This window comes from Rhodococcus sp. BP-160 (genome assembly GCF_019836205.1).
In the GTDB taxonomy this organism is placed as follows: domain Bacteria; phylum Actinomycetota; class Actinomycetes; order Mycobacteriales; family Mycobacteriaceae; genus Rhodococcoides.
This window is the reverse complement of record NZ_JABUEK010000001.1, coordinates 267,742-292,655: the sequence shown is the minus strand read 5'-3', so window position 1 is coordinate 292,655 and position 24,914 is coordinate 267,742. Positions and strand designations below refer to the sequence as shown.

25 protein-coding genes are annotated in these 24,914 nt (G+C 67.3%); 11 read left to right on the top strand and 14 right to left on the bottom strand.

All coding sequences use genetic code 11. The features are described from left to right. Nucleotides 1–147: 147 nt before the first annotated feature. From HQ306_RS01335 to HQ306_RS01320, 4 genes are read right to left on the bottom strand one after another with little or no spacing between them, the layout of a single operon-like run. Nucleotides 148–1,131, bottom strand: a complete 984-nt coding sequence (locus tag HQ306_RS01335; RefSeq protein ID WP_308115397.1) for a Gfo/Idh/MocA family oxidoreductase — start codon at nucleotides 1,129–1,131, stop codon at nucleotides 148–150. Continuing rightward, complete coding sequence (locus tag HQ306_RS01330; protein WP_027503731.1) at nucleotides 1,128–2,024, bottom strand: sugar phosphate isomerase/epimerase; 897 nt, start codon at nucleotides 2,022–2,024, stop codon at nucleotides 1,128–1,130. The genes HQ306_RS01335 and HQ306_RS01330 overlap by 4 nt, the downstream gene beginning before the upstream one ends. Then, on the bottom strand, nucleotides 2,021–3,061 hold the full coding sequence (locus HQ306_RS01325; RefSeq protein ID WP_222627216.1) for a Gfo/Idh/MocA family oxidoreductase: 1,041 nt from the start codon (nucleotides 3,059–3,061) through the stop codon (nucleotides 2,021–2,023). The genes HQ306_RS01330 and HQ306_RS01325 overlap by 4 nt, the downstream gene beginning before the upstream one ends. Then, the gene (locus tag HQ306_RS01320) at nucleotides 3,061–3,840 is read right to left on the bottom strand and encodes an SDR family oxidoreductase (protein WP_222627214.1); all 780 of its coding nucleotides are present in this window, start codon (nucleotides 3,838–3,840) and stop codon (nucleotides 3,061–3,063) included. The genes HQ306_RS01325 and HQ306_RS01320 overlap by 1 nt, the downstream gene beginning before the upstream one ends. A 76-nt stretch (nucleotides 3,841–3,916) precedes the next feature. Between HQ306_RS01320 and HQ306_RS01315 the strand changes: the two genes are divergently transcribed. Beyond that, nucleotides 3,917–4,939 (top strand): LacI family DNA-binding transcriptional regulator, encoded by a 1,023-nt coding sequence (locus tag HQ306_RS01315; RefSeq protein ID WP_027503728.1) that lies wholly within the window; start codon nucleotides 3,917–3,919, stop codon nucleotides 4,937–4,939. Here HQ306_RS01315 and HQ306_RS01310 read toward each other — a convergent pair. Beyond that, nucleotides 4,898–6,139: an MFS transporter gene (locus tag HQ306_RS01310; protein ID WP_222627212.1), complete on the bottom strand. Its 1,242-nt coding sequence runs from the start codon at nucleotides 6,137–6,139 to the stop codon at nucleotides 4,898–4,900. The genes HQ306_RS01315 and HQ306_RS01310 overlap by 42 nt on opposite strands. 182 nt (nucleotides 6,140–6,321) lie before the next feature. Here HQ306_RS01310 and HQ306_RS01305 point away from each other — a divergent pair, with 182 nt between their 5' ends. After that, nucleotides 6,322–7,539 carry an acyl-CoA dehydrogenase family protein gene (locus HQ306_RS01305; protein WP_222627210.1) on the top strand — a complete coding sequence of 406 codons (1,218 nt, stop codon included), beginning with the start codon at nucleotides 6,322–6,324 and terminating at the stop codon, nucleotides 7,537–7,539. A 64-nt stretch (nucleotides 7,540–7,603) separates the two neighbouring features. Here HQ306_RS01305 and HQ306_RS01300 read toward each other — a convergent pair whose 3' ends face one another. The 4 genes from HQ306_RS01300 to sdhC are packed head-to-tail and all read right to left on the bottom strand — an operon-like array spanning nucleotide 7,604 to nucleotide 11,022. Further along, nucleotides 7,604–8,386 carry a succinate dehydrogenase iron-sulfur subunit gene (locus HQ306_RS01300; RefSeq protein ID WP_027503726.1) on the bottom strand — a complete coding sequence of 261 codons (783 nt, stop codon included), beginning with the start codon at nucleotides 8,384–8,386 and terminating at the stop codon, nucleotides 7,604–7,606. After that, nucleotides 8,386–10,137, bottom strand: a complete 1,752-nt coding sequence (gene sdhA / locus HQ306_RS01295) for a succinate dehydrogenase flavoprotein subunit (RefSeq protein WP_027503725.1) — start codon at nucleotides 10,135–10,137, stop codon at nucleotides 8,386–8,388. Before sdhA ends, HQ306_RS01300 begins: the two co-directional genes overlap by 1 nt. Before the next feature lie 12 nt (nucleotides 10,138–10,149). Beyond that, entirely contained in the window at nucleotides 10,150–10,611 is a 462-nt protein-coding gene (locus HQ306_RS01290; protein ID WP_027503724.1) for a succinate dehydrogenase hydrophobic membrane anchor subunit, read from the bottom strand. A 3-nt stretch (nucleotides 10,612–10,614) separates the two neighbouring features. After that, nucleotides 10,615–11,022, bottom strand: a complete 408-nt coding sequence (gene sdhC / locus HQ306_RS01285; protein ID WP_081821085.1) for a succinate dehydrogenase, cytochrome b556 subunit — start codon at nucleotides 11,020–11,022, stop codon at nucleotides 10,615–10,617. Nucleotides 11,023–11,274: 252 nt separating this feature from the next. Between sdhC and HQ306_RS01280 the strand changes: the two genes are divergently transcribed. The 5 genes from HQ306_RS01280 (at nucleotide 11,275) to HQ306_RS01260 (ending at nucleotide 16,438) form a co-directional block, all read left to right on the top strand. Continuing rightward, nucleotides 11,275–11,709, top strand: coding sequence for a cytidine deaminase (locus tag HQ306_RS01280; RefSeq protein ID WP_222627208.1), 435 nt, complete (start codon nucleotides 11,275–11,277; stop codon nucleotides 11,707–11,709). Next, complete coding sequence (locus HQ306_RS01275) at nucleotides 11,702–12,985, top strand: thymidine phosphorylase (RefSeq protein ID WP_222627205.1); 1,284 nt, start codon at nucleotides 11,702–11,704, stop codon at nucleotides 12,983–12,985. Before HQ306_RS01280 ends, HQ306_RS01275 begins: the two co-directional genes overlap by 8 nt. Nucleotides 12,986–13,028: 43 nt before the next feature. After that, nucleotides 13,029–14,486 carry an ABC transporter permease subunit gene (locus HQ306_RS01270; RefSeq protein WP_222628573.1) on the top strand — a complete coding sequence of 486 codons (1,458 nt, stop codon included), beginning with the start codon at nucleotides 13,029–13,031 and terminating at the stop codon, nucleotides 14,484–14,486. Further along, on the top strand, nucleotides 14,483–15,259 hold the full coding sequence (locus tag HQ306_RS01265; RefSeq protein ID WP_222627203.1) for an amino acid ABC transporter ATP-binding protein: 777 nt from the start codon (nucleotides 14,483–14,485) through the stop codon (nucleotides 15,257–15,259). Before HQ306_RS01270 ends, HQ306_RS01265 begins: the two co-directional genes overlap by 4 nt. Nucleotides 15,260–15,367: 108 nt before the next feature. Beyond that, nucleotides 15,368–16,438, top strand: a complete 1,071-nt coding sequence (locus HQ306_RS01260) for an adenosine deaminase (protein WP_037184105.1) — start codon at nucleotides 15,368–15,370, stop codon at nucleotides 16,436–16,438. Between the two features lie 386 nt (nucleotides 16,439–16,824). Here the strand turns inward: HQ306_RS01260 and HQ306_RS01255 are convergent, their stop codons facing one another. After that, on the bottom strand, nucleotides 16,825–18,177 hold the full coding sequence (locus HQ306_RS01255; protein WP_308115398.1) for a 2-hydroxycarboxylate transporter family protein: 1,353 nt from the start codon (nucleotides 18,175–18,177) through the stop codon (nucleotides 16,825–16,827). Nucleotides 18,178–18,358: 181 nt separating this feature from the next. Here HQ306_RS01255 and HQ306_RS01250 point away from each other — a divergent pair, with 181 nt between their 5' ends. The 4 genes from HQ306_RS01250 to HQ306_RS01235 all read left to right on the top strand — a co-directional run bounded on the left by HQ306_RS01250 (nucleotide 18,359) and on the right by HQ306_RS01235 (nucleotide 21,645). Continuing rightward, nucleotides 18,359–19,582 carry a CaiB/BaiF CoA-transferase family protein gene (locus HQ306_RS01250; RefSeq protein ID WP_308115399.1) on the top strand — a complete coding sequence of 408 codons (1,224 nt, stop codon included), beginning with the start codon at nucleotides 18,359–18,361 and terminating at the stop codon, nucleotides 19,580–19,582. Beyond that, nucleotides 19,582–20,526, top strand: a complete 945-nt coding sequence (locus HQ306_RS01245) for a hydroxymethylglutaryl-CoA lyase (protein ID WP_222627201.1) — start codon at nucleotides 19,582–19,584, stop codon at nucleotides 20,524–20,526. Before HQ306_RS01250 ends, HQ306_RS01245 begins: the two co-directional genes overlap by 1 nt. 10 nt (nucleotides 20,527–20,536) lie before the next feature. After that, the gene (locus HQ306_RS01240; protein ID WP_222627199.1) at nucleotides 20,537–21,190 is read left to right on the top strand and encodes a GntR family transcriptional regulator; all 654 of its coding nucleotides are present in this window, start codon (nucleotides 20,537–20,539) and stop codon (nucleotides 21,188–21,190) included. Between the two features lie 113 nt (nucleotides 21,191–21,303). Beyond that, nucleotides 21,304–21,645: a DUF2200 domain-containing protein gene (locus HQ306_RS01235; protein WP_027503713.1), complete on the top strand. Its 342-nt coding sequence runs from the start codon at nucleotides 21,304–21,306 to the stop codon at nucleotides 21,643–21,645. A gap of 15 nt (nucleotides 21,646–21,660) precedes the next feature. On the opposite strand, the gene HQ306_RS01230 is transcribed toward HQ306_RS01235, so the two are convergent. The 4 genes from HQ306_RS01230 to HQ306_RS01215 are packed head-to-tail and all read right to left on the bottom strand — an operon-like array spanning nucleotide 21,661 to nucleotide 24,770. Then, nucleotides 21,661–22,932: a primosomal protein gene (locus tag HQ306_RS01230; protein WP_222627197.1), complete on the bottom strand. Its 1,272-nt coding sequence runs from the start codon at nucleotides 22,930–22,932 to the stop codon at nucleotides 21,661–21,663. Nucleotides 22,933–22,942: 10 nt separating this feature from the next. Next, nucleotides 22,943–23,458, bottom strand: coding sequence for a hypothetical protein (locus tag HQ306_RS01225; protein ID WP_222627195.1), 516 nt, complete (start codon nucleotides 23,456–23,458; stop codon nucleotides 22,943–22,945). Then, a complete protein-coding gene (locus HQ306_RS01220; protein WP_222627194.1) occupies nucleotides 23,455–24,450 on the bottom strand; it encodes a C40 family peptidase in 996 nt (331 codons plus the stop codon). The genes HQ306_RS01225 and HQ306_RS01220 overlap by 4 nt, the downstream gene beginning before the upstream one ends. Continuing rightward, nucleotides 24,447–24,770 (bottom strand): type VII secretion target, encoded by a 324-nt coding sequence (locus HQ306_RS01215; protein WP_222627192.1) that lies wholly within the window; start codon nucleotides 24,768–24,770, stop codon nucleotides 24,447–24,449. The genes HQ306_RS01220 and HQ306_RS01215 overlap by 4 nt, the downstream gene beginning before the upstream one ends. Between the last annotated feature and the right edge of the window lie 144 nt (nucleotides 24,771–24,914).

Genomic DNA, 24,914 nt, shown 5'->3' with positions numbered 1-24,914 from the left:
GCCCCGCACCTCACACGAGGTGCGGGGCCCGTGTCGTGTCGGCACCCGGACCGCGCGCGCGAGTGCTCGTGAGCAGAACTGCACCGACGACGACGGCCCCGCACCCCAGGTTTTCGCTCAGGGGTGCGGGGCCGTCGTTCTCGGGGTCTAGCGGAGAGGGAGACCTGCCGCCGTGTACGCGGCATCGACGAGCTCCATGGTGGCCACCGCGTCGTCGGCGTCGAGGGGGATCGGAGCGCCGCTCTGCACGTGCGCCGTGAAGGCCTCGAGCTGGTACTCGTACGACGGGCGGGTGCCGAGGTGCTCCACCGTCGTCCCCGACGCATCCGTGACGGAGACGCGGTCGTCGGTGTTCGGCTTGATGTGGTTGTGCGCGAACGCCGTTCCCTCGGAGAAGGTCAGCAGCACCGTGAACTCGTGCTCGGCGTGCTCCATCGAGTTCGTCACGGTGCCGGTGGCGCCGTCGGGGAACGCGAGTTCGATGGTCGACGTCGCGTCGACGCCGGGGTCACGTTCGGTGGCGACGGCGGAGACCACGCGGGGAGGCCCGCCGGCGACGTCGGCGAGCAGGCGGTGCACGTGGAGCCCGTAGCAGCCCAGGTCCATGACGGAACCGCCCGCGAGGTCGAGCGACCATCGCGGATCGTCGTCGGCGGGTGCGGGCATGGCCATGACGACCTCGACCCGCGTGAGTCGACCGAGGGTGCCGTTCGCGGCGATGTCCAGCAGCCGCCGCGTCACCGGGTGGAAGAGGTAGTGGAACCCCTCGACGATCACTGCGCCCGTCTCGCGAGCCACATCGCGCACTGCCCGCGCCTCGGCGGCGTTGCGCGCGAACGGCTTCTCCGTCAGGACGGCCTTGCCGGCGCGCAGTGCGCGCATGTTCCACTCGGCGTGCAGGGCGTTGGCGAGCGGGTTGTAGACGGCGTCCACCTCGGGATCGTCGATCACCGCGTCGTAGTCGTCGGCGACGCGCTCGACGCCGTACCGCTGTGCGAAGGCCTCGGCGCGGCCGCGATCGCGTGCCGCGACGACCACCAGTCGATGACCGAGCGCGTGAGCCGGTCCGATGATCGCCTGCTCCGCGATGCGCGACGCGCCGAGGACCCCGATGCGCAGAGGTGCCGTCACACCGCGGCCGTTCGGGCGGCGACGATGTCGTGGAGGTGCTGCACGCTGGCGACGACGTCTGTGACCGGGCCGCCCACCTCGCCCGGCTCCTCGGACAGGATGGTGTCCTGCTCGAGCACGAACCAGCCGGTGTATCCGGCGTCGAGGAGCGAGTCGACGACGCCGCCGATGCCCACGTCCCCGGTTCCGAGCGGCGTGTACATGCCGGCGCGGACCGCGTCGGTGTAGGTGAGCTCGCCGGCCTGGACCCGTGCTGCGAGGGCGGCGTCGACGTCCTTGAGGTGAGCGTGCGCGATGCGATCGGCCGCCGCGGTGGCCAGTTCGGCCGGATCGGTGCCGCCGATCATGAGGTGCCCGGTGTCCAGGCACAGCGGGATGGAGGAGCCGTCGAGCACGCGGTGCACCTCGTCGCGCTGCTCGATCATGGTGCCGACGTGGGGATGCACGACGGCGAGGATTCCCCGCTCGGCGGAGGCGGCGGCGAGACGATCGAGGTTGCGCAGCAACACGGTCCACTGATCGGCGGTGAGCGTCGGACGGGCGTCGTAGCCCTCCTGGCCGGTGGACGCGGCGAGGACGATGACGTCGGCGTTCGCGGCCACGAAGCCGTCGAGCAGCGAGGCGATGGTCGGCACCGGATCGTGCGACTCCTCGTGCAGCAGAACGGGAGCGAAGCCCCCGACGGAGGTGAGGTCGTGACCGGCGAGCACTGCGGCCAGGGATGCCGGATCGGCCGGGAGAAAGCCCTCGGGACCGTTCTCCGTCGCGGTGAGTCCGGCGCCGCGCATCTCTCGGAGCACGCGGTCGTTGTCCATCTGGTATCCCCAGCCGGGGACCTCGCAGACGCCCCACGAGATGGGTGCTCCGGCGATACGTACGGGTGCGGCGGTCATGAGCGGACCTCTTCCAGGGTGACGGGTGCGCCGCGGCGCAGGGATTCGGTGGCGGCCTCGGCGATCCAGGCGACCTCGAGGGCGTCCTGCGCGGTGCAGGGGGACGGGCGGGTGCCGGCGCAGACCTCCAGGAACGCGGACAGCTCGGCGCGGTAGGAGGCGGCGAACCGGTCCATGAAGAACCCGTGGGGCGTGTCCGACGGGAACAGCTCGCCGTTCGGGAAGAGCTGGGGCGCTTCCATGTTCCGGACCGGGGTGTGGGGATCCCAGCCGGCGACGACCGTGTCGTCCCGGCCGTGGACCTCGAGGCGGCAGTCGTAGCCGCGGCCGTTGTAGCGGGAGTTCGACACGACACCGACGGCGCCACCCTCGAACGTCAGGAGCACGGTGGCGGAGTCGACGTCGCCGGCGGCGGCGAACGCGGGATCGCCCTGGTTCGAGCCGGTGGCGAACACGGACACGACCTCGCGACCGACGATCCAGCGCACGACGTCGAAGTCGTGGACGCTGCAGTCGCGGAAGATGCCGCCGGACTCCGCGATGTACGCCATCGGCGGGGGAGCGGGGTCGAGAGTGGTGGACCGCACGGTGTGCAGGAACCCGAGATCCCCACTGCGCACGGCACGTTCGGCGGCCGCGACGGCCGGATCGAACCGCCGGTTGAACCCGATCTGGACGGGCACGTCGGAGGTCGCGATGCCGTCGACCACGGCCTTGCTCTCGGTGGCGGTGAAGGCCAACGGCTTCTCGCAGAAGACGGGGATCCCGGCGTCCACCGCGGCCAGCAGCAGCGAGGCGTGCGCGGGCGTGGCCGCCGCGACGACGATGCCGTCCACGCCGGCGGAGAGCATCGCGTCGACCCCGTCGACCTTCTCCGCGCCGTACTTCGCGGCGACGGCGTCGGTGACCTCCGGCCGTCCGTCGGTGACCACGAGGCTCGAGACCCCGTCGAGTCCGGCGAGAGTCTCGGTGTGGAACGCACCGATGCGTCCCAGTCCGACGACTCCGATTCGCTGGTTCCGAACGTCGTTGCCCATCAGTCCTGCCCTCCTACTACCTGTTGATCCCATTCGATGACCGAGCCGGTGACGACGCCGCTGCGCGGCGACAGCAGGAACACCACCATGTCGGCGATCTCGTCGGGCTGTCCGAGCTTGCCCATCGGCATGCGCGCGGCCGCGTCGGCGGCCCAGTCGTCCGGCGCGTCGTGGAACGTCCTCTGCGTCACGGCTTCGCCCTCGGTCTCGGTCCAGCCGATGTCGAGTGCGTTGATGCGGATCCGGTCGAACCGGTGAGCGTGTGCCGCGTTCTTGGTCAGCCCCGACAGGCCGGCCTTCGCCGCCACGTACGGGGCGAGGTACGACTGCCCGCCGCGGCCGCTCACGGAGCCGATGTTCACGATGGTGCCGGGAGCCGAGCGCGAGAGCATGTCTCGGACGGCGGCCTGCATGACGAAGAACGGTCCCCGCAGGTTGACGGCCATGTGCTGGTCGAACAGCTCGGGGGTGGTGTCGAGCAGTGACCCTCGGGAGGTGAGTCCGGCCGCGTTGCACACGGCATCGACGCGGCCGTAGTGCTCGACGGTGCGCTCGACGCTCGCGATCGCCTCGATGGGGTCGGCGATGTCGGCGCGCACGAAGGTCGCGTCGTGGCCGTCGGCGCGCAGCTCGCGTTCGTACGCGGTGCCCACCTCGTCACGTCGGCCGCTGAAGGCCACGCGTGCGCCCGCGGCGAGGCTCGCTCGCACGACGGCGGCGCCCACACCGGACGTGCCACCGCTGACGAGAACGACGGTGTCGTCCAGAAGAGTGCCCACACCGGGAAGTCTTGCGGTCCCGGCGCCGGTGATCAACACTCTGAACGCATCAAAAACACCTCGAGAGGACACCGCTGTGGGACATCGCTACAAAGTGCGGGAGATCGCGCAGCAGTCGGGCCTGAGCGAGGCGACCGTGGACCGGGTGCTGCACGAGCGGCCCGGTGTCCGGGAGGACACCCGAGCGGAGGTGCGCCAGGCCATCGCCGACCTCGACAAGCAGCGCACCCAGTTGCGGTTGTCGGGGCGCAAGTTCTTCGTCGACGTGGTCATGCAGGCACCCGAGCGGTTCTGTTCCCAGGTGCGGTCCGCCCTCGAGGCCGAGTTGCCGATGCTGTCACCGGCCGTGGTCCGGTCGCGGTTCCACTTCCGGGAGACGGAGTCGGTGCCCGCGATGCTCGAGACGCTCGACGGCATCCGCGCGCGCGGCTCGCACGGACTGATCGTCAAGGCGCCGGACGATCCGCAGGTGTCCGACGCGCTCGACGCCGTCGTGGCAGCCGGCATCCCGGTGGTGACCTACGTCAGCGACGTGCCGTCGAGCGCGCGCACCGCGTACGTGGGCATCGACGACGGCGCCGCGGGCGCCACCGCGGCGTACCTCGTCGATCAGTGGCTGGGGGAGTCGACGTCGAGCGTGCTGGTCACCTTGAGCCACGACACGTTCCGCAACGAGGGTGAACGGGAGATCGGGTTCCGTCGGGCCCTGCGCCGCACGGCGTCCGGGGTGCCGCGGGCCGTGTTCGACATCGCCCGCAGCAGCGGACTCGACGACACGGTCGAGGACCTGGTGGTCGAGGCATTGACGCAGCACCCCGACATCGAGGCGGTCTACTCCATCGGCGGCGGCAACGTCGCCACCGTGCGGGCCTTCGAGCGGGTGGGTCGTCGGTGCCGGGTGTTCATCGCCCACGACCTCGACGCGGACAACCGTCGGCTGCTGGCCGAGCGCTCCATCTCGGCTGTGCTGCACCATGATCTGCGTGCCGACGCGCGGTCGGCGTGCCGGTTGCTCATGCAGGCCGCCGGTGCCCTGGACGGTGTTCGGGACGAGCCGTCACCCGTGCACGTGGTCACTCCGCACAACACTCCCCGATGACGCGCTCCGGCCGAGGAGCCAGATGGCGAGTGCGGCGAGGGAGATCGCTGCCCCGGTGAGGCACAGCACCGCCCACCCACCGACGGAATAGCTGACGGACGCAGCGACGGAACCGAGGACGCCGCCGCCGAAGTAGCTCACCATGTACGCGGTGTTGAGACGGTTTCGCGCCGGCGGATCCAGGACGAACACGACGTTCTGATTGCTGATGTGCGCGCCCTGGGTGCCCAGGTCGAGAGCCATGATGCCGACGATCAGGACGACGACGGCCCACACGGCGGAGCTGCCCGATCCGAGGAAGAGCAGCGCCCAGCTGGCCAGCAGGATCGTCAGGCACAGCGTCGTCGCGCGCCGTCCGTGTCCCTTGTCGGTCATGCGCCCGGCGATGGGTGCCATCAACGCACCGGCGACCCCGGCGATGCCGAACAGGCCGATGACGGCGTCACCGTAGGAGAACGGCGGAGCCGCGAGCAGGAACGCGAGCCCGGTCCACAGCACCGAGAACGCGGCCATGAGGAGCGCGCCCAGAGCCATGCGCAACCGGAGCTCCCGGAGTTCGCGTACGAGCGTCAGGATGGAGCCGAGAATGCCGCGGTAGGTGTCGGTCACCACCGGGGTCGACACCGGGACGTACTTCCGCAGCACCACCGCGAGCAGGGCGATGGCCATGGCGGCCACCCCGTAGACCAACCGCCAGCCGCCCAGTTCGGACAGGAACCCACTGACGGTGCGGGCGAGCAGGATTCCGGTGAGCAGGCCGCTCATGACGGTGCCCACGGTGCGTCCGCGATCCTCCTCCGCGGCGAGGGCCGAGGCGAGCGGGACGATGACCATGGCGGCGGACGCTCCCACCCCGGCGAGGACGAGGGCGGCGGCGAGCATCGGGAAGCCGGGGGACACCACGGCGATACCGTCCGCGACGGCGCAGATCAGGGCGGCGGTGACGATGAGGCGCCGCCGTTCGATCAGGTCGCCGAGCGGGACGAGGAACGCCAGACCGATGGCGTAGCCGATCTGCGCGGTGGTGACGAGGATGCCCGCCGTGCCCTCCTCGATGTCGAAGGAGCGAGCGATCGTGTCGAGCAGCGGTTGCGCGTAGTACAGATTCGCGACCAGGACACCGCAGGTGACGGCCAACAGGAGGACCAGCCCGCGGCCGATGGTGGGTTCGGTCGTCGAGCTGCCCCCGGGTTCTGTCACCGCTCAACTATGGCCCCACCTCGTCGAGACCGCACAGCGGGGACTCCGGAGACCTCGAGAACACCTCGAGATCCGTTCGACGGGTTCGACTGATCTCGGGACAGTCGGGGTATCCGTGCAGCACGGTGACAGACACAGGCGTCACCCGACCACTCGCCGGACGACCGACACAGGAGTCGCACATGAGCAAGCACGAACCGCTGGGACCTCTCTCGAAGGGGTTCCTCGCCGCGGACATGTTCGGCTACCAGGGCATTCTGACGGACGAGGAGTCGGAGACTGTCGCGGTGGTGCGTCGCTTCCTCGAGGACGAGGTCGCCCCGCGCGCGAACGAGTTCTGGGAGAAGGCGGAGTCACCGGTCCATCTGCTCCCGCGCCTGGCCGATCTCGGGATCGTCGGTCTGGAGTACGAGTTCGACGGTCGCGCGCCCGCACGCAAGGTCTTCACCGGGTGGCTGGGCATGGAGTTCTCGCGGGTCGATCCGTCCACGGGCACCATGTTCACGGTCCACAGCGGGCTCGCGATGAGCAGCATCGCCATCCTGGGCTCGGACGAGCAGAAGGAGCGGTGGCTCCCGGCCATGCGCCGCATGGAGAAGATCGGCGCCTTGGGCCTGTCCGAGCCGCACGGCGGTTCCGACGTCGCCGGCGGTTTGGAGACCACGGCGCGGCTCGACGGCGACCACTGGATCCTGAACGGCAGCAAGCGGTGGATCGGCAACGCCACCTTCGCCGACCTGATCATCGTCTACGCGAAGGACGAGGCGGACGGTGAGGTGAAGGGCTTCGTCCTCGAGAAGGGGGACGACGGCTTCCCCGAGGGGTTCCGTGCGGAGAAGATCGAGCGCAAGTACTCGCTGCGCGCGGTCGAGAACGCAGATCTGTACTTCGAGGACTGCCGGGTGCCCACCGCGAACAAGCTCGAGCACGCGAACTCGTTCGCCGACACCGCCAAGGTCCTCTCCCTCACCCGCGGCGGCGTCGCGTGGGGCGCGGTCGGAGTGATGATCGGTGCGTTCGAGAAGGCGGTGGCCTACGCACAGGAGCGCGAGCAGTTCGGGGCGCCCATCGCGTCGTTCCAGTTGATCTCGGATCTGATCGCGCGCATGGCCGGCAACATCACCGCGTGCCTCGGGATGGCACTGCGAGTGTCGCAGCTGCAGGACTCCGGGGTGCAGCACGACGAGCACGCGGCGCTGTCGAAGAGCTACACCACCACCCGACTGCGTGAGGTGGTGGGCTGGGCCCGAGAGATCATGGGGGGCAACGGCATCGTGCTCGACTACGACGTGATCCGTTACTTCACCGATGCCGAGGCGCTGTACTCGTACGAGGGCACGTCGCAGATGAACAACCTCATCGTCGGCAGGGGAGTGACGGGGTACTCGGCGTTCGTATAGTCCGAAGCGCACGAGAGCCCGCTCCTGCAGTGCAGGAGCGGGCTCTCGTGGTGGTGCGCGAGGATCAGCGTGCGAAGAGCAGTGCGCGCTTGACTTCCTGGATCGCCTTCGTCACCTGAATGCCACGGGGGCACGCGTCGGTGCAGTTGAAGGTGGTGCGGCAGCGCCACACACCCTCGACGTCGTTGAGGATGTCCAGGCGCTCGGGAGCGCCCTCGTCACGGCTGTCGAAGATGAAGCGATGTGCGTTGACGATGGCGGCGGGACCGAAGTAGCTGCCGTCGTTCCAGTACACGGGGCACGAGGTGGTGCAGCACGCGCACAGGATGCACTTGGTGGTGTCGTCGAACCGCGCGCGGTCGGCGGCCGACTGGATGCGCTCACGCGTGGGCTCGTTGCCGGACGTCATCAGGTAGGGCTTGACGGCACGGAACGCGTCGAAGAACGGCTCCATGTTCACGATGAGGTCCTTCTCCACGGGCAGACCGCGGATGGGCTCGATCGTGATGGTGAGGGACTTCGAGGAGTCCTTCGGGAGCATGTCGCGCATCAGGACCTTGCAGGCCAGACGGTTGACACCGTTGACACGGACCGCGTCGCTGCCGCACACGCCGTGCGCGCACGAGCGGCGGAACGAGAACGTGCCGTCCAGGTAGTTCTTCACGTACAACATCAGGTTGAGAAGACGGTCGGTCGGCAGGGTGGGGACCTGGAAGCTGTCCCAGTGCGAACCCTTGTCGTCCTCCGGGTTGAAGCGAGCGATCTTCAGTGTGACCATCACTGCTTCGTCCGGAACCGCAGGCAGACCGCCCTTGTCTTCGGACTTGTCGATAGCGGGTGCGCTCATCAGTACTTACGCTCCATCGGCTCGTAGCGGGTCTGCACCACGGGCTTGTAGTCGAGGCGGATATCGGAGAGCAGACCCTCGCCCACCTTGTACGCCATGGTGTGGCGCATGAAGTTGACGTCGTCGCGCTCCGGGTAGTCCTCGCGCGCGTGTCCGCCGCGAGTCTCCTTGCGGTTGAGAGCACCGGCGACGGTGACCTCCGCCATCTCCAGCAGGAAGCCGAGCTCGACGGCCTCGAGCAGGTCGCTGTTGTAGCGCTTGCCCTTGTCCTGCACGGTGATCCGGCCGTAGCGCTCCTTCAGTCCCTGGATGTCGCTCAGGGCCTGCTTGAGGGTGTCCTCGGTACGGAAGACGGACGCGTTGTTGTCCATCGACTGCTGCAGCTCGGTGCGGATGGTCGCGACCTTCTCGTTGCCGTGATCCGAGAGGATGAGTTCGAGCCATTCCTCGACCATCTTCTGCGGAGCCTCGGGCAGCGGGGTGAAGTCGACGCTGTTGGCGTGCTCGGCGGCAGCGATGCCGGCGCGACGGCCGAACACGTTGATGTCGAGCAGCGAGTTGGTGCCGAGACGGTTGGAGCCGTGCACGGACACGCAGGCGCACTCGCCGGCGGCGAAGAGGCCGGGAACGACGTCGTCGTTGTTGCGGAGCACCTCACCGCGGATCTTGGTGGGGATGCCGCCCATGACGTAGTGGCACGTCGGGTACACGGGCACCAGCTCGGTGACCGGGTCGACGCCCAGGTACGTGCGGGAGAACTCCGTGATGTCCGGGAGCTTCTCCTCGAGGACGTCGGCGCCGAGGTGGGTCACGTCGATGTAGACGTAGTCCTTGTTCGGTCCGGCACCGCGACCTTCGAGCACCTCGAGCACCATCGAGCGGGCGACGATGTCGCGCGGCGCGAGGTCCTTGATGGTGGGGGCGTAGCGCTCCATGAAGCGTTCACCGTCCGCGTTGCGGAGGATTCCGCCCTCACCGCGCACGGCCTCGGAGATGAGGATGCCCAGTCCGGCGAGGCCGGTCGGGTGGAACTGGTGGAACTCCATGTCCTCGAGCGGCAGGCCCTTGCGGAAGATGATGCTCATGCCGTCACCGGTGAGGGTGTGGGCGTTCGAGGTGGTCTTGTAGATACGACCCGAACCGCCGGTGGCGAACACGATCGACTTCGCGTGGAACACGTGCAGCTCGCCGGTGGCCAGCTCGTAGGCGATGACGCCGGTGGCCACGGGGCCCTCGTCGGTCTCCGTCAGCGCGATGTCCAGTGCGTAGAACTCGTTGAAGAACTCCACGTCGTGCTTGACGCACTGCTGGTACAGCGTCTGGAGGATCATGTGACCGGTGCGGTCGGCGGCGTAACACGCACGGCGCACGGGCGCCTTGCCGTGGTCACGGGTGTGCCCGCCGAAGCGGCGCTGGTCGATCTTCCCCTCGGGCGTGCGGTTGAACGGCAGGCCCATCTTCTCGAGGTCGAGGACCGCGTCGATGGCCTCCTTCGCCATGATCTCGGCAGCGTCCTGGTCGACCAGGTAGTCGCCGCCCTTGATCGTGTCGAAGGTGTGCCACTCCCAGTTGTCCTCCTCGACGTTGGCGAGGGCAGCACACATGCCGCCCTGAGCCGCGCCGGTGTGGCTGCGAGTGGGGTAGAGCTTCGTGAGCACCGCGGTGCGGGCGCGCGGACCGGCCTCGATCGCCGCGCGCATACCTGCACCACCGGCACCGACGATCAGTACGTCGTAACGATGTTCCTGCATGTGCACTCTCCCCTAGCTGGCGGTGATGTTGGGGTCGAACGTGAAGATGACGTACGTGCCCAGACCCATGATGAGGATCATCGAGAGCACCAGAAGCGTGGTGAGCCAGAACCGCGTGGAGTCTTTGCGCGAGTAGTCGGCGATGACGGTCCGCAGACCGTTGCCGCCGTGCAGCTGCGCCAACCAGAGCATCGTCAGGTCCCACACCTGCCAGAACGGGCTCGACCAGCGGCCGGCCACGAAGGCGAAGTTGATGCGGTGAACACCGTCGTCGAGCAGCAACATGATGGACATGTGGCCGAGGACGAGGACGACGAGCGCGAGTCCGGAGAAGCGCATGAACAGCCATGCGTAGAGCTCGAAGTTGCCGCGGTTCTTCCGGCGCGGTGAGCGCGGATTGTCGAGGCTGGCGGGACGGTCGTGAGACGTTCCCAGCGTGCGTGCCTGCTTGGCACCTGCGTCGGTGGTCGCCATGGCTCAGTGCCCCCCGGTGAAGGTGTTGTAGAGGATGCGTGCCGCGCCCGGGATCATGACGACGAACCAGATGCCGAGGATGACCCACAGCATGAGGCGCTGGTACTGGGTTCCCTTCGACCAGAAGTCGACGAGCATGACTCGGATGCCGTTGAGTGCGTGGTAGAGCACCGCGGCCACGAGGCCGAGCTCCATCAGGCCGACGATCGGCGTCTTGTACGTGTCGATCACGTCGTTGTACGCCTGGGGATCGACGCGGACGAGCGCCGTGTCCAGGACGTGCACGAACAGGAAGAAGAACGTGACGACACCGGTGATCCGGTGCAGAACCCAGGACCACATGCCAGGGTCTCCGCGGTACAGAGACCGCGTGCGCTCCCGCGTCGGGGCGGCTTCGGTCGTGCTAGCCATCGAGTGCAGTGCCTCCAACATCATTGATGGACGCGACGAGCGAAGACGCCCGGAGAGATACCGGAGAAATCCAGCTCGATCGTGTGTGTGAAACGACTTCTTCGAACTCTAATCCCATGCTCGGACACGCACTAATTCGCGTTGGGCCTGGCGTTTCCCTGCCGACCGGAAGTTAGGTTTGCCTGTCCAATGACCTGGTGGGTCGCTCGGAGTTGCCTGCAGTGGCAGCCTCGACGTGACAGGATCGCCCTCATGCCGGAAGTCGACTGGAAATCCTTGCGCGACAGTGCTCGTGAGGCTATGACCCACGCCTACGCGCCCTATTCGAACTACCCCGTGGGGGCCGCTGCGACCGTGGACGACGGACGCATCGTCGCCGGATGCAATGTGGAAAATGTCTCATACGGTCTCGGGCTCTGCGCCGAGTGCGGACTGGTGTCGGCGCTGAATGCGAGCGGCGGCGGACGCCTGATCGCGTTCTCGTGCTGCGACAGTCGAGGCTCGGTCCTGCTGCCGTGCGGCCGTTGTCGGCAGCTTCTGTTCGAGTTCGGCGGAGGCGATCTGCTGATCGACACGGCGTCGGGTGTGCGTCCACTGAGCGACCTCCTCCCCGAGGCGTTCGGCCCCGACGATCTCGCCGCCGGGCAGGTCTCGAACACCGCCGAGAAGGCGGTGACCGATGCCTGATGCCGTATCGGTGATAGCCACCAAACGCGATGACCACACCCTTTCTTCGGACCAGATCTCGTGGATGGTCGACGCGTACACCCGTGGCGACGTGGCGGACGAGCAGATGTCGGCCCTCACGATGGCCATTCTGCTGCGCGGCATGACACGCGTGGAGATCCGTCAGTGGACCGACGCGATGATCGCCTCGGGTAGCCGCATGGACTTCTCGTCCATCTCGCGTCCCACCGTCGACAAGCACTCCACGGGCGGTATCGGGGACAAGATCACGCTCCCGCTCGCACCCCTCGTCGCGGCGTGCGGTGCGGCGGTGCCGCAGCTGTCGGGACGCGGTCTCGGCTACACCGGCGGCACGCTGGACAAGCTGGAGTCCATTCCGGGCTGGCGGGCCGATCTCACGGCCGACGAGATGACCCGACTCCTCGACGACCCCGCTGTCGGCGCGGTGATCTGCGCTGCGGGTGCGGATCTGGCCCCGGCGGACAAGAAGCTCTACGCCCTGCGCGACGTCACCGGCACCGTCGAGTCGATCCCGATGATCGCCGCGTCGATCATGAGCAAGAAGATCGCCGAGGGGACGGGCGCACTGGTTCTGGACGTGAAGTGCGGATCGGGTGCGTTCATGAAGTCGCTGGATCAGGCGCGCGAGCTCGCCGCGACGATGGTCGAGCTCGGCACCGACTCGGGCGTCAACACGGTCGCCCTGGTCACCGACATGTCCACCCCGCTCGGCCTCACCGCCGGCAACGCTCTCGAGGTGCAGGAATCCCTCGACGTCCTGGCCGGCGGCGGCCCCGCGGACGTCGTCGAGCTGACTCTCGCGCTGGCGCGCGAGATGGTCGCGGCCGCCGGACTCGACGGTGTCGATCCGGCCGACAAACTGCGCGACGGCACGGCCATGGACCGGTGGCGGTCGATGATCGCCGGACAGGGTGGCGATCCCGATGCGCCGCTGCCCGTGGCACGACATACTCACGACGTCGTGGCCGGCCGCGACGGCGTGGTCACCCGTGTGGACGCCATGGCGGTGGGTATCGCTGCCTGGCGGCTGGGTGCCGGGCGCGAGCGGCAGGGCCAGCAGGTCCAGGCAGGAGCAGGGGTGCGCATGCATGTCAGACCGGGAGAGCGGGTGTCCGCCGGGAGTGTGGTCTTCACGCTGCACACGGACACCCCGGAACGGTTCGACGGTGCGCTCGAGGCACTGACGGACGGATGGGCCGTCGGCGACGACGCTCCTGCCGTCTCGCCGCTGATCCTGGATCGGATCGGTACGTAGTGTGACGCGCGCTCGGTGGTTCCTCGTCACGCTGGTGGGGGTGATGCTCGCGATCCTGCTGGGGGCGTGCGGGTCGTCCTCGGACGAGCCGTTGATCGACACGGTCACCGACAACGGTGTGCTCGTGGTCGGCACGGAGGGCACGTACAGCCCCTTCAGTTTCCAGGGGTCCGACGGTGACCTGACGGGGTACGACATCGACGTCGTCCGCGCGGTCGGGGAGAAACTCGGCGTACGCGTCGAGTTCGTCCAGACGCCGTTCGACTCGATCTTCGCCGGTCTCGAGTCCGGCCGGTTCGACCTCATCGCCAACCAAGTGACCGTCAACGACGAACGGCAGGCCAAGTACGACCTCTCGCGGCCGTACACCGTCTCCGACGGCGAGATCGTCGCGCGGGCGGGGGACACGTCGATCACCTCGCTGGCGGATCTGGCCGGCCGGACCACGGCGCAGTCGTCGACGAGCAACTGGGCCGAGGTGGCCACCGACGCAGGCGCTCAGGTGCAGGCCGTCGAGGGATTCGTCCAGGCGGTGACGCTGGTCAAGGACGGCCGTGTCGACGCCACCGTCAACGACTCGCTCGCCATCGCCGAGTACTTCGCGCAGACCGGGGACACGGGTGTCGCCGTCGCCGCCCAGACCGGGGACACCAGCCTGCAGGCCTTCGCCGCCCGCAAGGACAGCGGCCTGATGGAGCAGGTGAACACCGCGCTGGAGGAGCTGCAGGACGACGGCACGCTGGCGGCGGCCTCGGAGCGCTACTTCGGGTCCGACGTCGCGGTGCCGGATCCGCAGACCGCCGCGGCCACCGCCCCCACCGCCGAGGCCGGGGCCACCGAGTCGACTCAGGAACTGATCACCCGCAACCTGGTGCCGATGCTGAAGGCCACCGTCACCACGACGTTGCCGCTCACCGCGATCAGCTTCGTCATCGGTCTCGCGATCGCGCTGGCCGTGGCACTGGCCCGCATCTCCTCGATCCGACCCCTGTCGCTGCTCGCGCGCTTCTACGTCTCGATCGTCCGCGGCACGCCGTTGCTGCTGCAGCTGTTCATCGTGTTCTACGCGTTGCCGCAGTTCGGGGTGGTCATCTCGCCGTTCCCGGCGGCGGTGGTGGCGTTCAGCATCAACGTCGGTGGGTACGCGGCCGAGATCGTGCGGGCGGCCATTCTCGGCGTGCCCAAGGGCCAGTGGGAGGCGGCCGAGACCATCGGCATGGGGTACCGCACCACGCTGCAGCGCATCGTCCTGCCGCAGGCGCTGCGCACCGCGGTGCCGCCGTTGTCCAACACGTTGATCTCGTTGGTGAAGGACACATCGCTGGCGTCCACGATCCTGGTCACCGAGCTGCTCCGAGTGGCGCAGCTCGCGGCGGCCCCCACCTTCGACTTCTTCGCGCTCTACTCGGTGGCCGCGGTGTACTACTGGATCATCTGCATCGTCCTGTCCTCCGTGCAGGGCAGACTCGAGACCCGACTGGACAGGTACGTGGCGCGATGACCGAGAAGCCCTTTATCGAGGCGACGGGACTGCGGAAGTCGTTCGGCGACAACCACGTTCTGCAGGGAGTCGACTTCACCGCCGACCGCGGCACGGTCACCGTCGTCGTGGGTCCGTCGGGCTCCGGCAAGACCACGCTGCTGCGCGGGCTCAACGCGCTCGACCCGGTGGACTCCGGCACCGTGCGCATCGGCGACGTGTCCGCGGACTTCGGTGAGCTGGCGTCGGCTCCGCGTGGCCGCGTCCGGTCGGCGACGGCAGCGCTGCGTGCACAGAGCGGCATGGTGTTCCAGAGCCACAACCTGTTCCCGCACAAGACGGTGCTGCAGAACGTCGTCGAGGGTCCCGTGATCGTGCAGAAGCACCCGCGGGCGGAGGCCGAGGCGGCGGGCAGGGAACTGCTCGCGCAGGTCGGTCTCACCGGCAAGGAGGACCAGTACCCGTTCCAGCTGTCGGGTGGCCAGCAGCAACGCGTCGGGATCGCCCGTGCACTCGCCCTGGCGCCCGAGCTCATGCTGTTCGACGAGCCCACCTCGGCGCTCGATCCCGAGCTCGTCGGCGAGGTGCTGTCGGTCATGAAGAACCTCGCGAGCGAGGGCTGGACCATGGTCGTGGTCACTCACGAGATCCGGTTCGCGCAGCAGGTGGCCGACCAGGTGCTGTTCGTCGACGGGGGAGTCGTGGTCGAGCGAGGCACCCCCACCGATGTGCTGACGCACCCGGCGCAGGAGAGGACGCAACAGTTCCTCAAACGCATCCTCGACCCGCTGTAGGCGAAGGGCGCGAGGCGCGGCCGCGAACACTACAGTCGGGACATGGATGACGATCTGACGGTTGCTCCGGACAGCGCGGCACGACTGAGCGGTCCGGCACCCCTGGACATGCAGAACATCGCCCGCGCGCCGAAGGCGTTGTTGCACGACCATCTCGACGGCGGGCTCCGGCCGTCGACCGTGCTGGAACTGGCGAGCGAGTGCGGGTACGACGGGCTTCCCGCGTCTGACGCGGAGAGCCTCGGCCGGTGGTTCCGCGACGCCGCCGACAGCGGCTCCCTGGAGCTGTATCTCGAGACGTTCGCGCACACCGTCGCCGTCATGCAGACGGCCGAGGGCCTGCAGCGCGTGGCGCGCGAGTGCGCCGAGGATCTGGCCGCCGACGGTGTCGTCTACGCCGAGGTGCGCTACGCGCCCGAGCAGCACCTGGAGAAGGGGCTGACACTGGACGAGGTGGTCGAGCACACCCTGGAAGGGTTCCGCCAGGGCGAGAGCGCCGCCCGTGCGGCCGGTCGACCCATCGTCATCGGATGCCTCCTCACCGCGATGCGGCATGCCGCGCGTTCCCGCGAGATCGCCGAACTGGCGGTGCGGTACCGCGACCAGGGCGTCGCGGGCTTCGACATCGCAGGCAAGGAAGCGGGCTTCCCCCCGAGCCGGCACCTCGACGCGTTCGAGTACATGCGGGCGAACAACGCGCACTTCACCATTCACGCCGGCGAGGCGTTCGGCCTGCCTTCCATCCACGAAGCGATCGCGTTCTGTGGCACGGACCGGTTGGGCCACGGTGTGCGCATCGTCGACGACATCACCACGAACGCCGACGGCGCCCGCGAACTCGGCCAGCTCGCGAACTACGTGCGGGACAAGCGGATTCCGCTGGAACTGTGCCCCAGCTCCAACGTCCAGACGGGCGCAGTGGCCAGCATCGAGGAGCACCCCTTCGACATTCTGGCCCGCTTACGGTTCCGCGTCACCGTGAACACGGACAACCGGCTGATGAGCGACACCTCGATGAGCAAGGAGATGTACCGGCTCGCCACGGCCTTCGGCTACGGGTGGTCCGACCTCGAGCGGTTCACGATCAATGCGCTGAAGTCGTCGTTCCTGCCGTTCGACCAGAGGCTGGCGTTGATCGACGACGTCGTGAAGCCGGGGTATCGGGTGTTGTTGGGGTGAAACAGATGTAGTTCCGTACGGTGGGGGTTTCACCCTCCTGCCTCCCGGAGGCGGACTGATCGTTCGACCCACGTGTCCCGAACTCGACGTCATCTACGTGCGGTCAACGAGTCTGTGCGGACAATAGATCAGCAGTCCTTGATCGTCCCCTCGGCAGCACACGCGGTGCTGATGTCGAGCAACGGCATCTGCTTGACAGCCGCGAGCAGGCTCTGAAACTAGCGTCACCGACGACGACCGCACATCCCTTGTGCGAGGTAGTCGAACCCCACCTGGCTCTGCGGCATCGCAATGTTGGCAAGAACTGGCGCTTCCAGCGCATCTGTGGACAGTTCCGTCTACTACCGCTGGCCGGTGGTCCGTCTTGTGACCATTGCGTGCAGTGATCACAAGACGTGCGGTCCCAGCAATGACAAGGTGAGAACCACGATACCGCCGCCGATCCGGGACGAGATCGAGAGGAAAGGAAGCAGTTCGAGTCGGTTCGCCGCTCCGAGCACAGCGAGGTCACCGCTGGAGCCGAAATCAGCAAGTCCGAGGCCGCCCGAGATCGCCGACTCGATGAAGTGCAGCTTGATGAGCCAGCCGACAAACCCGGCGGCCATCAGCGCCACGATCACCACCGCTACGGTCGACAGCATGTAGACGGGATCGGCCAATAGCGCCAGAACGTCCTGGAAGTCGATCGCGACAATGCTGACGGACACCAGGATGGCGGGTATGAAGGCGTTGGCGACGAGTTTGTACCAAAGGTCTGCACCCTGCACCAAGAAATCTGGCAGAGGGAGAAGAATTTTTGCCGCCGCGCACAGCACAATGAGAAAGACGTAGCTGTGAATCGACGGGACGAAGCTCGAGATGGCGTCGGCGATCATGAACAATGCTCCTGCAGTGAACAGTCCGATGATCGTGCTGCGAACGGCATCTGCGGGATCGACGGGCTTCCCCACACCGGGAATGTGTAGCTTCGATCTACCGACAGCTAATTCGCCCTCGCCATTGAAATTCTTGAACATGGTCGGTTTCCGCTTGCCGAGAAAGGCGAGCAGACCTGCCGCGGCAATGCAGACGATGTTCGCGACGACGACAGCTGGCACGAGCAAGGACAGGTAGTCCGAGGCTGATCCGCCGCTGTTGGTGGCAATGAGCTCCGAGATCGGTATCGCTCCAGCGGCGACGCCACCACCGAGCACCGGGCCCACGACGTAGAAAAGCATCTTACCGAGTCCATAACCGGTGATCTGACCGATCACCCCGAAGAGAGCGAAGCAGACGGTGATGGTCGCGATGATCGGAATGATGATGCGGGAGCCGGCCTTCATCAGCAGCTGCCTGTCCATACCGAGGATGCTGCCGACGATCAACGCGGCGACGACGAATTCGCCGAACGCGGACAGGTCGTAGAAGTCTGCGACAGCCGTCGATGTGCTCTCAGGGATGAGGTTGTAGCTCAGCAGTACAGCGGGAACCATGATGGCGAGGATGACTCCGCCGCCGATGCGGTTGAAGCCGGGGATGGCGTTGCCGATCACGATGAGTAGTCCGCCGATCGCCATCGTCACTGCGAAACCTGCCGTCATGCCTCCGGCGGGCGTGAAGAAGTACGCGACCACCACGACCACCACAGCCATGGGAACGAACCACTTCATCGGCAGTCCGAGGGTCGCGTTCATGTCCGGCTTCCTGCTGTCTCCGTCGATGGATGCGACCGTTTCGTCGGTCGGGCGTGCAGTGGTCACGGTCTCTCCTGAGCTGGATTCGTGATGCGACGTGTGAGTGGAAACGGGGCTCCCGCCTGTCCGTCCCTACGGACGAAGCTATGTGTTGTGAGTCACCCTGTCAACATGGTTGTATACATTGAGCAAGTCAAAGCCCGATTTGGGCGACTGAGACCGCCAATATGTATACAAAGGAGTCAGAGTGTCCGCACCCTCAGATGCCGACCAGGAAACTACGGGACCGCTGCAAGGCCTCCGTGTCGTCGAGATGGGGCAGCTGATTGCCGGTCCTTTCTGCGGACAGATACTCGGCGACCTAGGTGCCGAGGTGATCAAGATCGAACAGCCCGGAAAGGGCGATCCGATGCGTGAGTGGGGACGCAGTCAGCCCAAGGGTGAATCGCTGTGGTGGTCGGTTGTCGGCCGGAACAAGAAGTCAGTCACCGTCGATCTTCGTACCGCTGAAGGGCAGGCTGTCGCCCGGCGCCTGATCGCTCGGGCCGATATCGTGGTCGAGAATTTTCGTCCCGGGACACTCGAGCGGTGGGGTCTCGGGTACGACGACTTGGCGACGACCAATCCGGGTCTCATTCTCGCGCGGGTCTCCGGGTACGGGCAGACGGGTCCGTACTCGTCGCGCGCCGGGTACGGATCCATCGGAGAAGCGATGGGAGGCCTGCGGTATGTCGTGGGCGATCCGACCACCCCACCGTCGCGTGTCGGTATCTCGATCGGCGACACCCTGGCAGCGGTATTCGCTGCGCTCGGAACGCTGGGTGCGGTGTACGAACGCACACGCAGTGGCCGCGGGCAGGTGGTGGATTCCGCGATCTACGAGGCCGTACTCGGAATCATGGAATCCATCGTGCCTGAATGGGTGATCTCCGGATATCAACGTGAACGTAGTGGTGCTGTGTTGCCGGGCGTCGCGCCCAGCAACGTGTACCCGACGGCTGACGGCGGCTGGATTCTCGTCGCCGCGAACCAGGACACGGTGTTCGGCCGGCTCACCGAAGCCATGGGTCGACCCGAACTTGCCACAGACCCGCGTTTCAGCACGCACGGTGCCCGCGGCGAACGCCAGCAGGAGCTCGACGACCTGGTCGCCGCGTTCACAGTCGAGCACGACAGCCGCAGCCTCGAAGATCTACTACTTGCCCACGCCGTGCCTGTCGGAAAGATCTATCGACCCTCGGACATGTTGGAGGACAAGCAGTTCATTGCACGGGAGAGCATCATCACCACCGACCACCCCGTACTGGGCAAGGTTCCAATGCAGAACACGTTCCCGCGGCTGAGCCGTACCGACGGCAGCGTCCGGTGGCCCGGACCAAAGCTCGGGGAACATACCAGCGAGGTGCTCGGTGACGTCGGCGGGTACAGCGACGACGACATCGACGCACTGCATGCCGCGGGTACCGTCTGATGGTCTTCGATGGGTTGCCACGGTCCACCCACCTGGTGGAAGTCGGCTTACGCGACGGACTTCAAGCAGTCTCCGAGGTTCTCAGCACCGACCGTAAGTTGGAGATCCTCAACGATGTTCTCGACGCAGGATTCACCACCGTCGAGATCACATCGTTCGCTCATCCGAAAGTGCTGCCACAGTTCGCCGACGCAGAACGTGTCATCGCCGAAGCCCCGCGACGCGACGGAGTCCGTTACAAGTCGCTGGTGCCGAACTTGCGCGGCGCGCAACGTGCCTGTGCCACTGGCATAGACGAGATCGTTGCCGTCATCCCGGTGGACCCGGGTATGGCGATGAAGAATCAGAACGCGACTCCTGAGAGATTGATGGCGGATTTCGACGAGATCGTCATCGAGGCACATCGAGCTGGCAAGACGGTCAGCGCCGCGATTGCAACTGCCTTCTTCTCTCCCTGCCGCGGCGCCGTCGATGCTGCCGAGCTGGACCACGTCGTCACGCGGGTGGTCGACGCCGGCGCCGACTCGCTCTACCTCGCCGGAACGTCGGGGATGGAGACTCCGACGGAATTCGCATCGGGCTTACACCGCGTCAAGCGTCGCTGCCCGGGCCTACCCGTAGGCGTACACCTGCACAATCGAAACGGGTTCGCGGCTGTCAATGCCCTCGCGAGCCTGGCTGCAGGCGCCGATTGGCTCGAAGGATCCTTCGGCGGACTCGGGGGAGACATGTGGTTTCCCGGCGATCCGTCCGTACTCGGCAACGCGCCGACGGAAGACCTCGTCACGCTGTTCGACTCGTTCGGCATCACCACGGGTATCGACCTGGGGGCTCTCATGGCAGTCGTCGAGAAGGTCGAGAGTTACACGGGTACACCGTCGTACTCGTTCGTCTCCCGCGGAGGAACGCGCCAACAGCTCGCTGATGCACAATGGCCCGTATGACGGTGTGGCCATGTCCGATCTGAGCGACGCAATCTTCGATCTCATCGTCTCCGGGCAATACGACGGTGGAGAGAAACTCAACGAGGTGGAACTGGCCACGCGGCTCGGAGTGAGTCGCACCCCTGTCAGGGAGGCTCTCAAAGTCCTCGCCAATACCGGCGTCGTCGTAGTCGAAAAGAACAAGGGCGCTCGGGTGAGTGCACACTCACCTGCTTCTGTGGAGGCCGCGTACGCCGCTCGATCGCTGCTCGAACCCGCGGCGGCTCGGTTGGCGATGGATCATATGTCAGCCGATGACCTGACCGATCTTCGCGTGTCGGCTGAAACCATGTACGAGATGGTCTCGCAGTCGTCGCCGGTGATGGACATCGCGGTTGTCAACAATGATTTTCACGCGTCGATCCTGATGAGATGCCCCAATCGACGACTGTCCGAGATGTCGCTTGGAATGCTCAAGCCCATGGTTGCGACGCGTACATTCGCCAACTACTCACCAGCAGAACTGGTACGCAGTGCGCTACACCACCTCGAGATCGTCGATGCACTGGAGCACCGAGACGGCGAGTGGGTCGAAGCGATCGTGCGGGCTCACATCCGATGCGGATATCACAGCGCGCTGAAAACTACTGGGGGGACAGCGACGGGACAGCAGAGACCTCGTTGAAGCGGTGTCACTGGGTGCGTGCCGACGGAGCCCACGGCGTCCCGGGAAGCGGGTAGTTCGAGGTGGTCGATCGACAACTGTCAACTTCGTGATCCGCAGCTACACTCCCATCCGTGCACCGCATCTTCACCACCCCCGTCTCGTCCGTCTACCCGCACTACGTCACCAAGGTGGAGCGCAAGGGTCGGACGAAGGACGAGCTCGACGAGGTCGTCCGCTGGCTCACGGGCTTCGACGACGCCGAGTTGGCGCAGCACCTCTCGGCGGACACGACGTTCCTCGACTTCTTCGAGGCCGCGCAGCTGAACCCGAACGCGCCGCTCATCACGGGGTCGGTGTGTGGGGTGCGGGTGGAGTCGGTGGAGGACCCGCTGATGCAGAACATCCGTCGCCTCGACAAGCTCGTCGACGAGCTCGCCAAGGGGCGACCGATGGCGAAGATCCTCCGCGCCTGATCCGCGCGCCGACCGTCAGGTGGTCGGACGCAACCGGGTCTCGAACTCGCGCTCGAGGGCGCGCCACGACTCCGCCTCCGCGTCGAACGGGGCGCTCGGAGCCATGCGTCCGTCCACCGGCTCGAGGATGTAGGAGATGAGCCAGCCGAGGGGAGTGGCCGGCGCCAGTGCCTCCTCGACTGACGCGTCCTTGGCGTAGTCGGCTGCGTCGGTGAACAGTTCGACGGCGAGATCGAGCTGATCGGCGTCGACGGATTCCGGCCCGCGGGCCAGGTCGTCGGCGAGCCCGGGCAGCACATACACGTTCTCGTCGGTCACCTGCACGTCGAGGGAGCCGTCGACGGCCGCGGTGCGCACGTCGTCGTACGTGCTGACCGTCGTGAGGTCGTGGTCGTGATCGTCGGCCAGGTAGCGGGCGAGCGCGCGCTCACTACCGAACACGAAGATCGCGCCCGAACGTCCCAGGAACAGCGGCTCGTCGTCGAGGTAGCAGCGCAGTGTGTAGTAGGTGTCCTCGGAGGTGATGATCCGCACCGGATCGATACCCACCGAGCCCCAGAAGGTCTCGTCCTCGTCCTCGTCATCGGTGTCGACGGGGACCACGACTACGTCGGAGTCGTCCGACGCGGTGTCGTCGTCGGTGTCGATGTCCTCGTCGTCCAGATCCTCTGCGTCCACGATGTTCTCGGCTGCGGCCGTGATCTCCGCATCGGCCACGGCGGTCGCCTCGGCATCGACGTCGGGAGTGGTCAGGACGGTGTCGATGGCGTCGAGGACGGCGTCCCACCCCTTCGCCACGACGGCACCGATACGGTTCCACAGCTGCGAGCCCTCACGCCCGACGAAGGCGTCGGCACCGCGGGACAGCACTCCGAGAAGCGCATTGGCAGAGAAGAAGCGAGTGACGGGATCCAGTTCGCAGACCTCGCCGAGGGTGCGTGCCATCTCGAGGGAGCGGGCCAGCTCGATGATGGAGTCCTCGTCCGGATCCCCCGCGGCGAGCTCCGGAACGCCCACGAGGTCGTAGACGTGGTCGTCGTCCGGCTCGATGTGCGCTGCGGAGAGCGCGACGACGGTGCGCCACTGCGGATGGTCGACGAGGTCGTTGTCGGTGTCGGTGCGGATGAACGCCGCCATCTCGGCCACCGACGGGAACGCGTAGAGATCGTCCTCGCGACCGAGGAAGGCCTCCCACTCCTCGCCGTCCTCACGCCACTCGGGCGCCCACAGGGTGACGAGGTCGCCGGCAGTCACACCGAGTTCGATCGGGACGATGTCTCCAGCCATGGCCGCGAGCCTATCCCAGCCGCCGGGCGTCCTCACTGGACGCCGTGTCGAGCCCCAGACGCAGGGCGGCGTGGATGTCGGCACGCTCGAGACCGACGGCCAGAACGGCTGTGTTCACCGCGTGGACGATCGCCGCCTCGACCCGATGACAGCGCATCTCCCGGACGTCGTCCTCGACGGTGAGGCCGACCAGACGTCCGTGCGCGTCCACCTCGGCCCGGACGAGCGCGTCGTCCCTGTCGTTGCGACCGCGCACGCGGGCCAGGTCGTCAAGAGTCCGGTGCAGCAGGGCGGACACGCGTCGTGCCGAACCGGACGAGTCGATCTCGACGAGCTCGTCGTCGGCAGGGCCCGCCGTGGGCACCGGCGCCACCGGATGTGCGAGCCCGTGCAGCATCCGCACCGCGACAGCCACCGCGGAACCCCCGAAGGCGAGCTCCCTACGTTCGAGCTCCAGGTCCACGATCTCGCCGGACGGCAGCACCACGATGCGTCCGGCGCGCGAGGTGGCGTGTCCGCCGGTCATGCGGTCGGCCGATAGAAGCCGTGGAAGCTCATGCCGACGTTCGACGTTCGGACGGCACTGACGCTGACCGGGTCGCCCGCCTCCACCATCTGACCGTTCCCCACCACCATCGCGACGTGACCGTCCCACACGGCGAGGTCGCCCGGCATCAGGTCCTCGGCGCTCACCGGGCTGCCCACCGCCTGGTCGGCCGCGAGCCGCGGCAGGTCCACTCCGGCGGTGCCGTACGCGCTCTGTGTGAGTCCGCTGCAGTCCAGGCCCTGGCCGGGGGTGGTGCCACCCCATACGTACGGCGTGCCCTGCTGGGCGAGCGCGAAGCGGACGGCTCCGGCCGCGCGCTCGTTGGGCGCCATGGCGGTGCTGCCGTCGGGAAGCGTCACGAGCGTGCCGGTCCCGTCGGCGGCGGGCGACGCCGGATCGGCCGGCTGCTCCGGAGCCGTCGGCGCGAACAGCCCGCGGAGAGCCGCGTCCGGCGACGCGGGCAGAGACGGAAGCGCGGGAACCTCCGGCACGACGAGTGCGCCGACGCGGGCGGCCAGGGCATCGACCTCTGCTCGCACCCGAGCGTGGACGGCGAGAGCATTGTCGAGGTGGTGTGTCGCGTGGGCGATGAGTGCGGTCTGCCCCGGGGGAGTGGGGGCCGCGGGCGCGAGTGCCGCTGCGCCCGTGAGGAAAGCGGCCATGATGGTCTGCAGCTCGGCGGCCCCACGCGCGACGCTCGCCTGCGCCTCGGCGGCGAGTGACTGCAGCGCGCCGGCGTGCTCGATCATCGACCCGGCCGCGGCGGCGCCGCGCACGGTGAGGTCGAGAGCGGCCTCGGACGCGGGTCCGGACCACGCGTCCGAGAGACCGGTGACTCCGTTGGTCACCTGTCGCGAGGCGTCGGACAGTGACGCGATGCCCGAGTCGAGGGAATCGGTGTCGGGGGACGGACAGCCGGTGCCGAGAGAGCGGATCAGAGTCTCGAGGGGCGCGGCCAGCAGATCGATCATCGCGGTGCACCGGTGCCGACCAGCACGTCGGACAGCGCGGTGTCGCCGTCGCCGTAGGACCGCGCTGCGGACTGCACGGACGACCCGAGGTGCTCGAACAGGTCGGACAGCGCGCCGAGGCCGTCGGCGTAGCGCGCCGCGGCACCGGCGAACGCGACTCCGAAGTCGGCTCCGACGAGGCCGAGCGTCGCCGCGGAGCCCGTTGCCGCCCGCGCCGCCGCGGACGCGTCCCGCACGAGGAGTGCGGCATCGGTCAAACGACCGGCACCGTCCTGCAGACCGTCCACTCGGACGTCGAATGTCGTACCGCTCTCGGCCACTGCAGTCCACCGTTCACTCGCGTGCTCGCACCGTCTCGAAGTCAGACGGTGCGGAGCGGCTCGCGGTTCCCCGATCACGCGGATCCGTTCGACCGGGAGTGGGCGCCGATCGCCGACTAGGGTGATCCCGGTGAACACCACGCC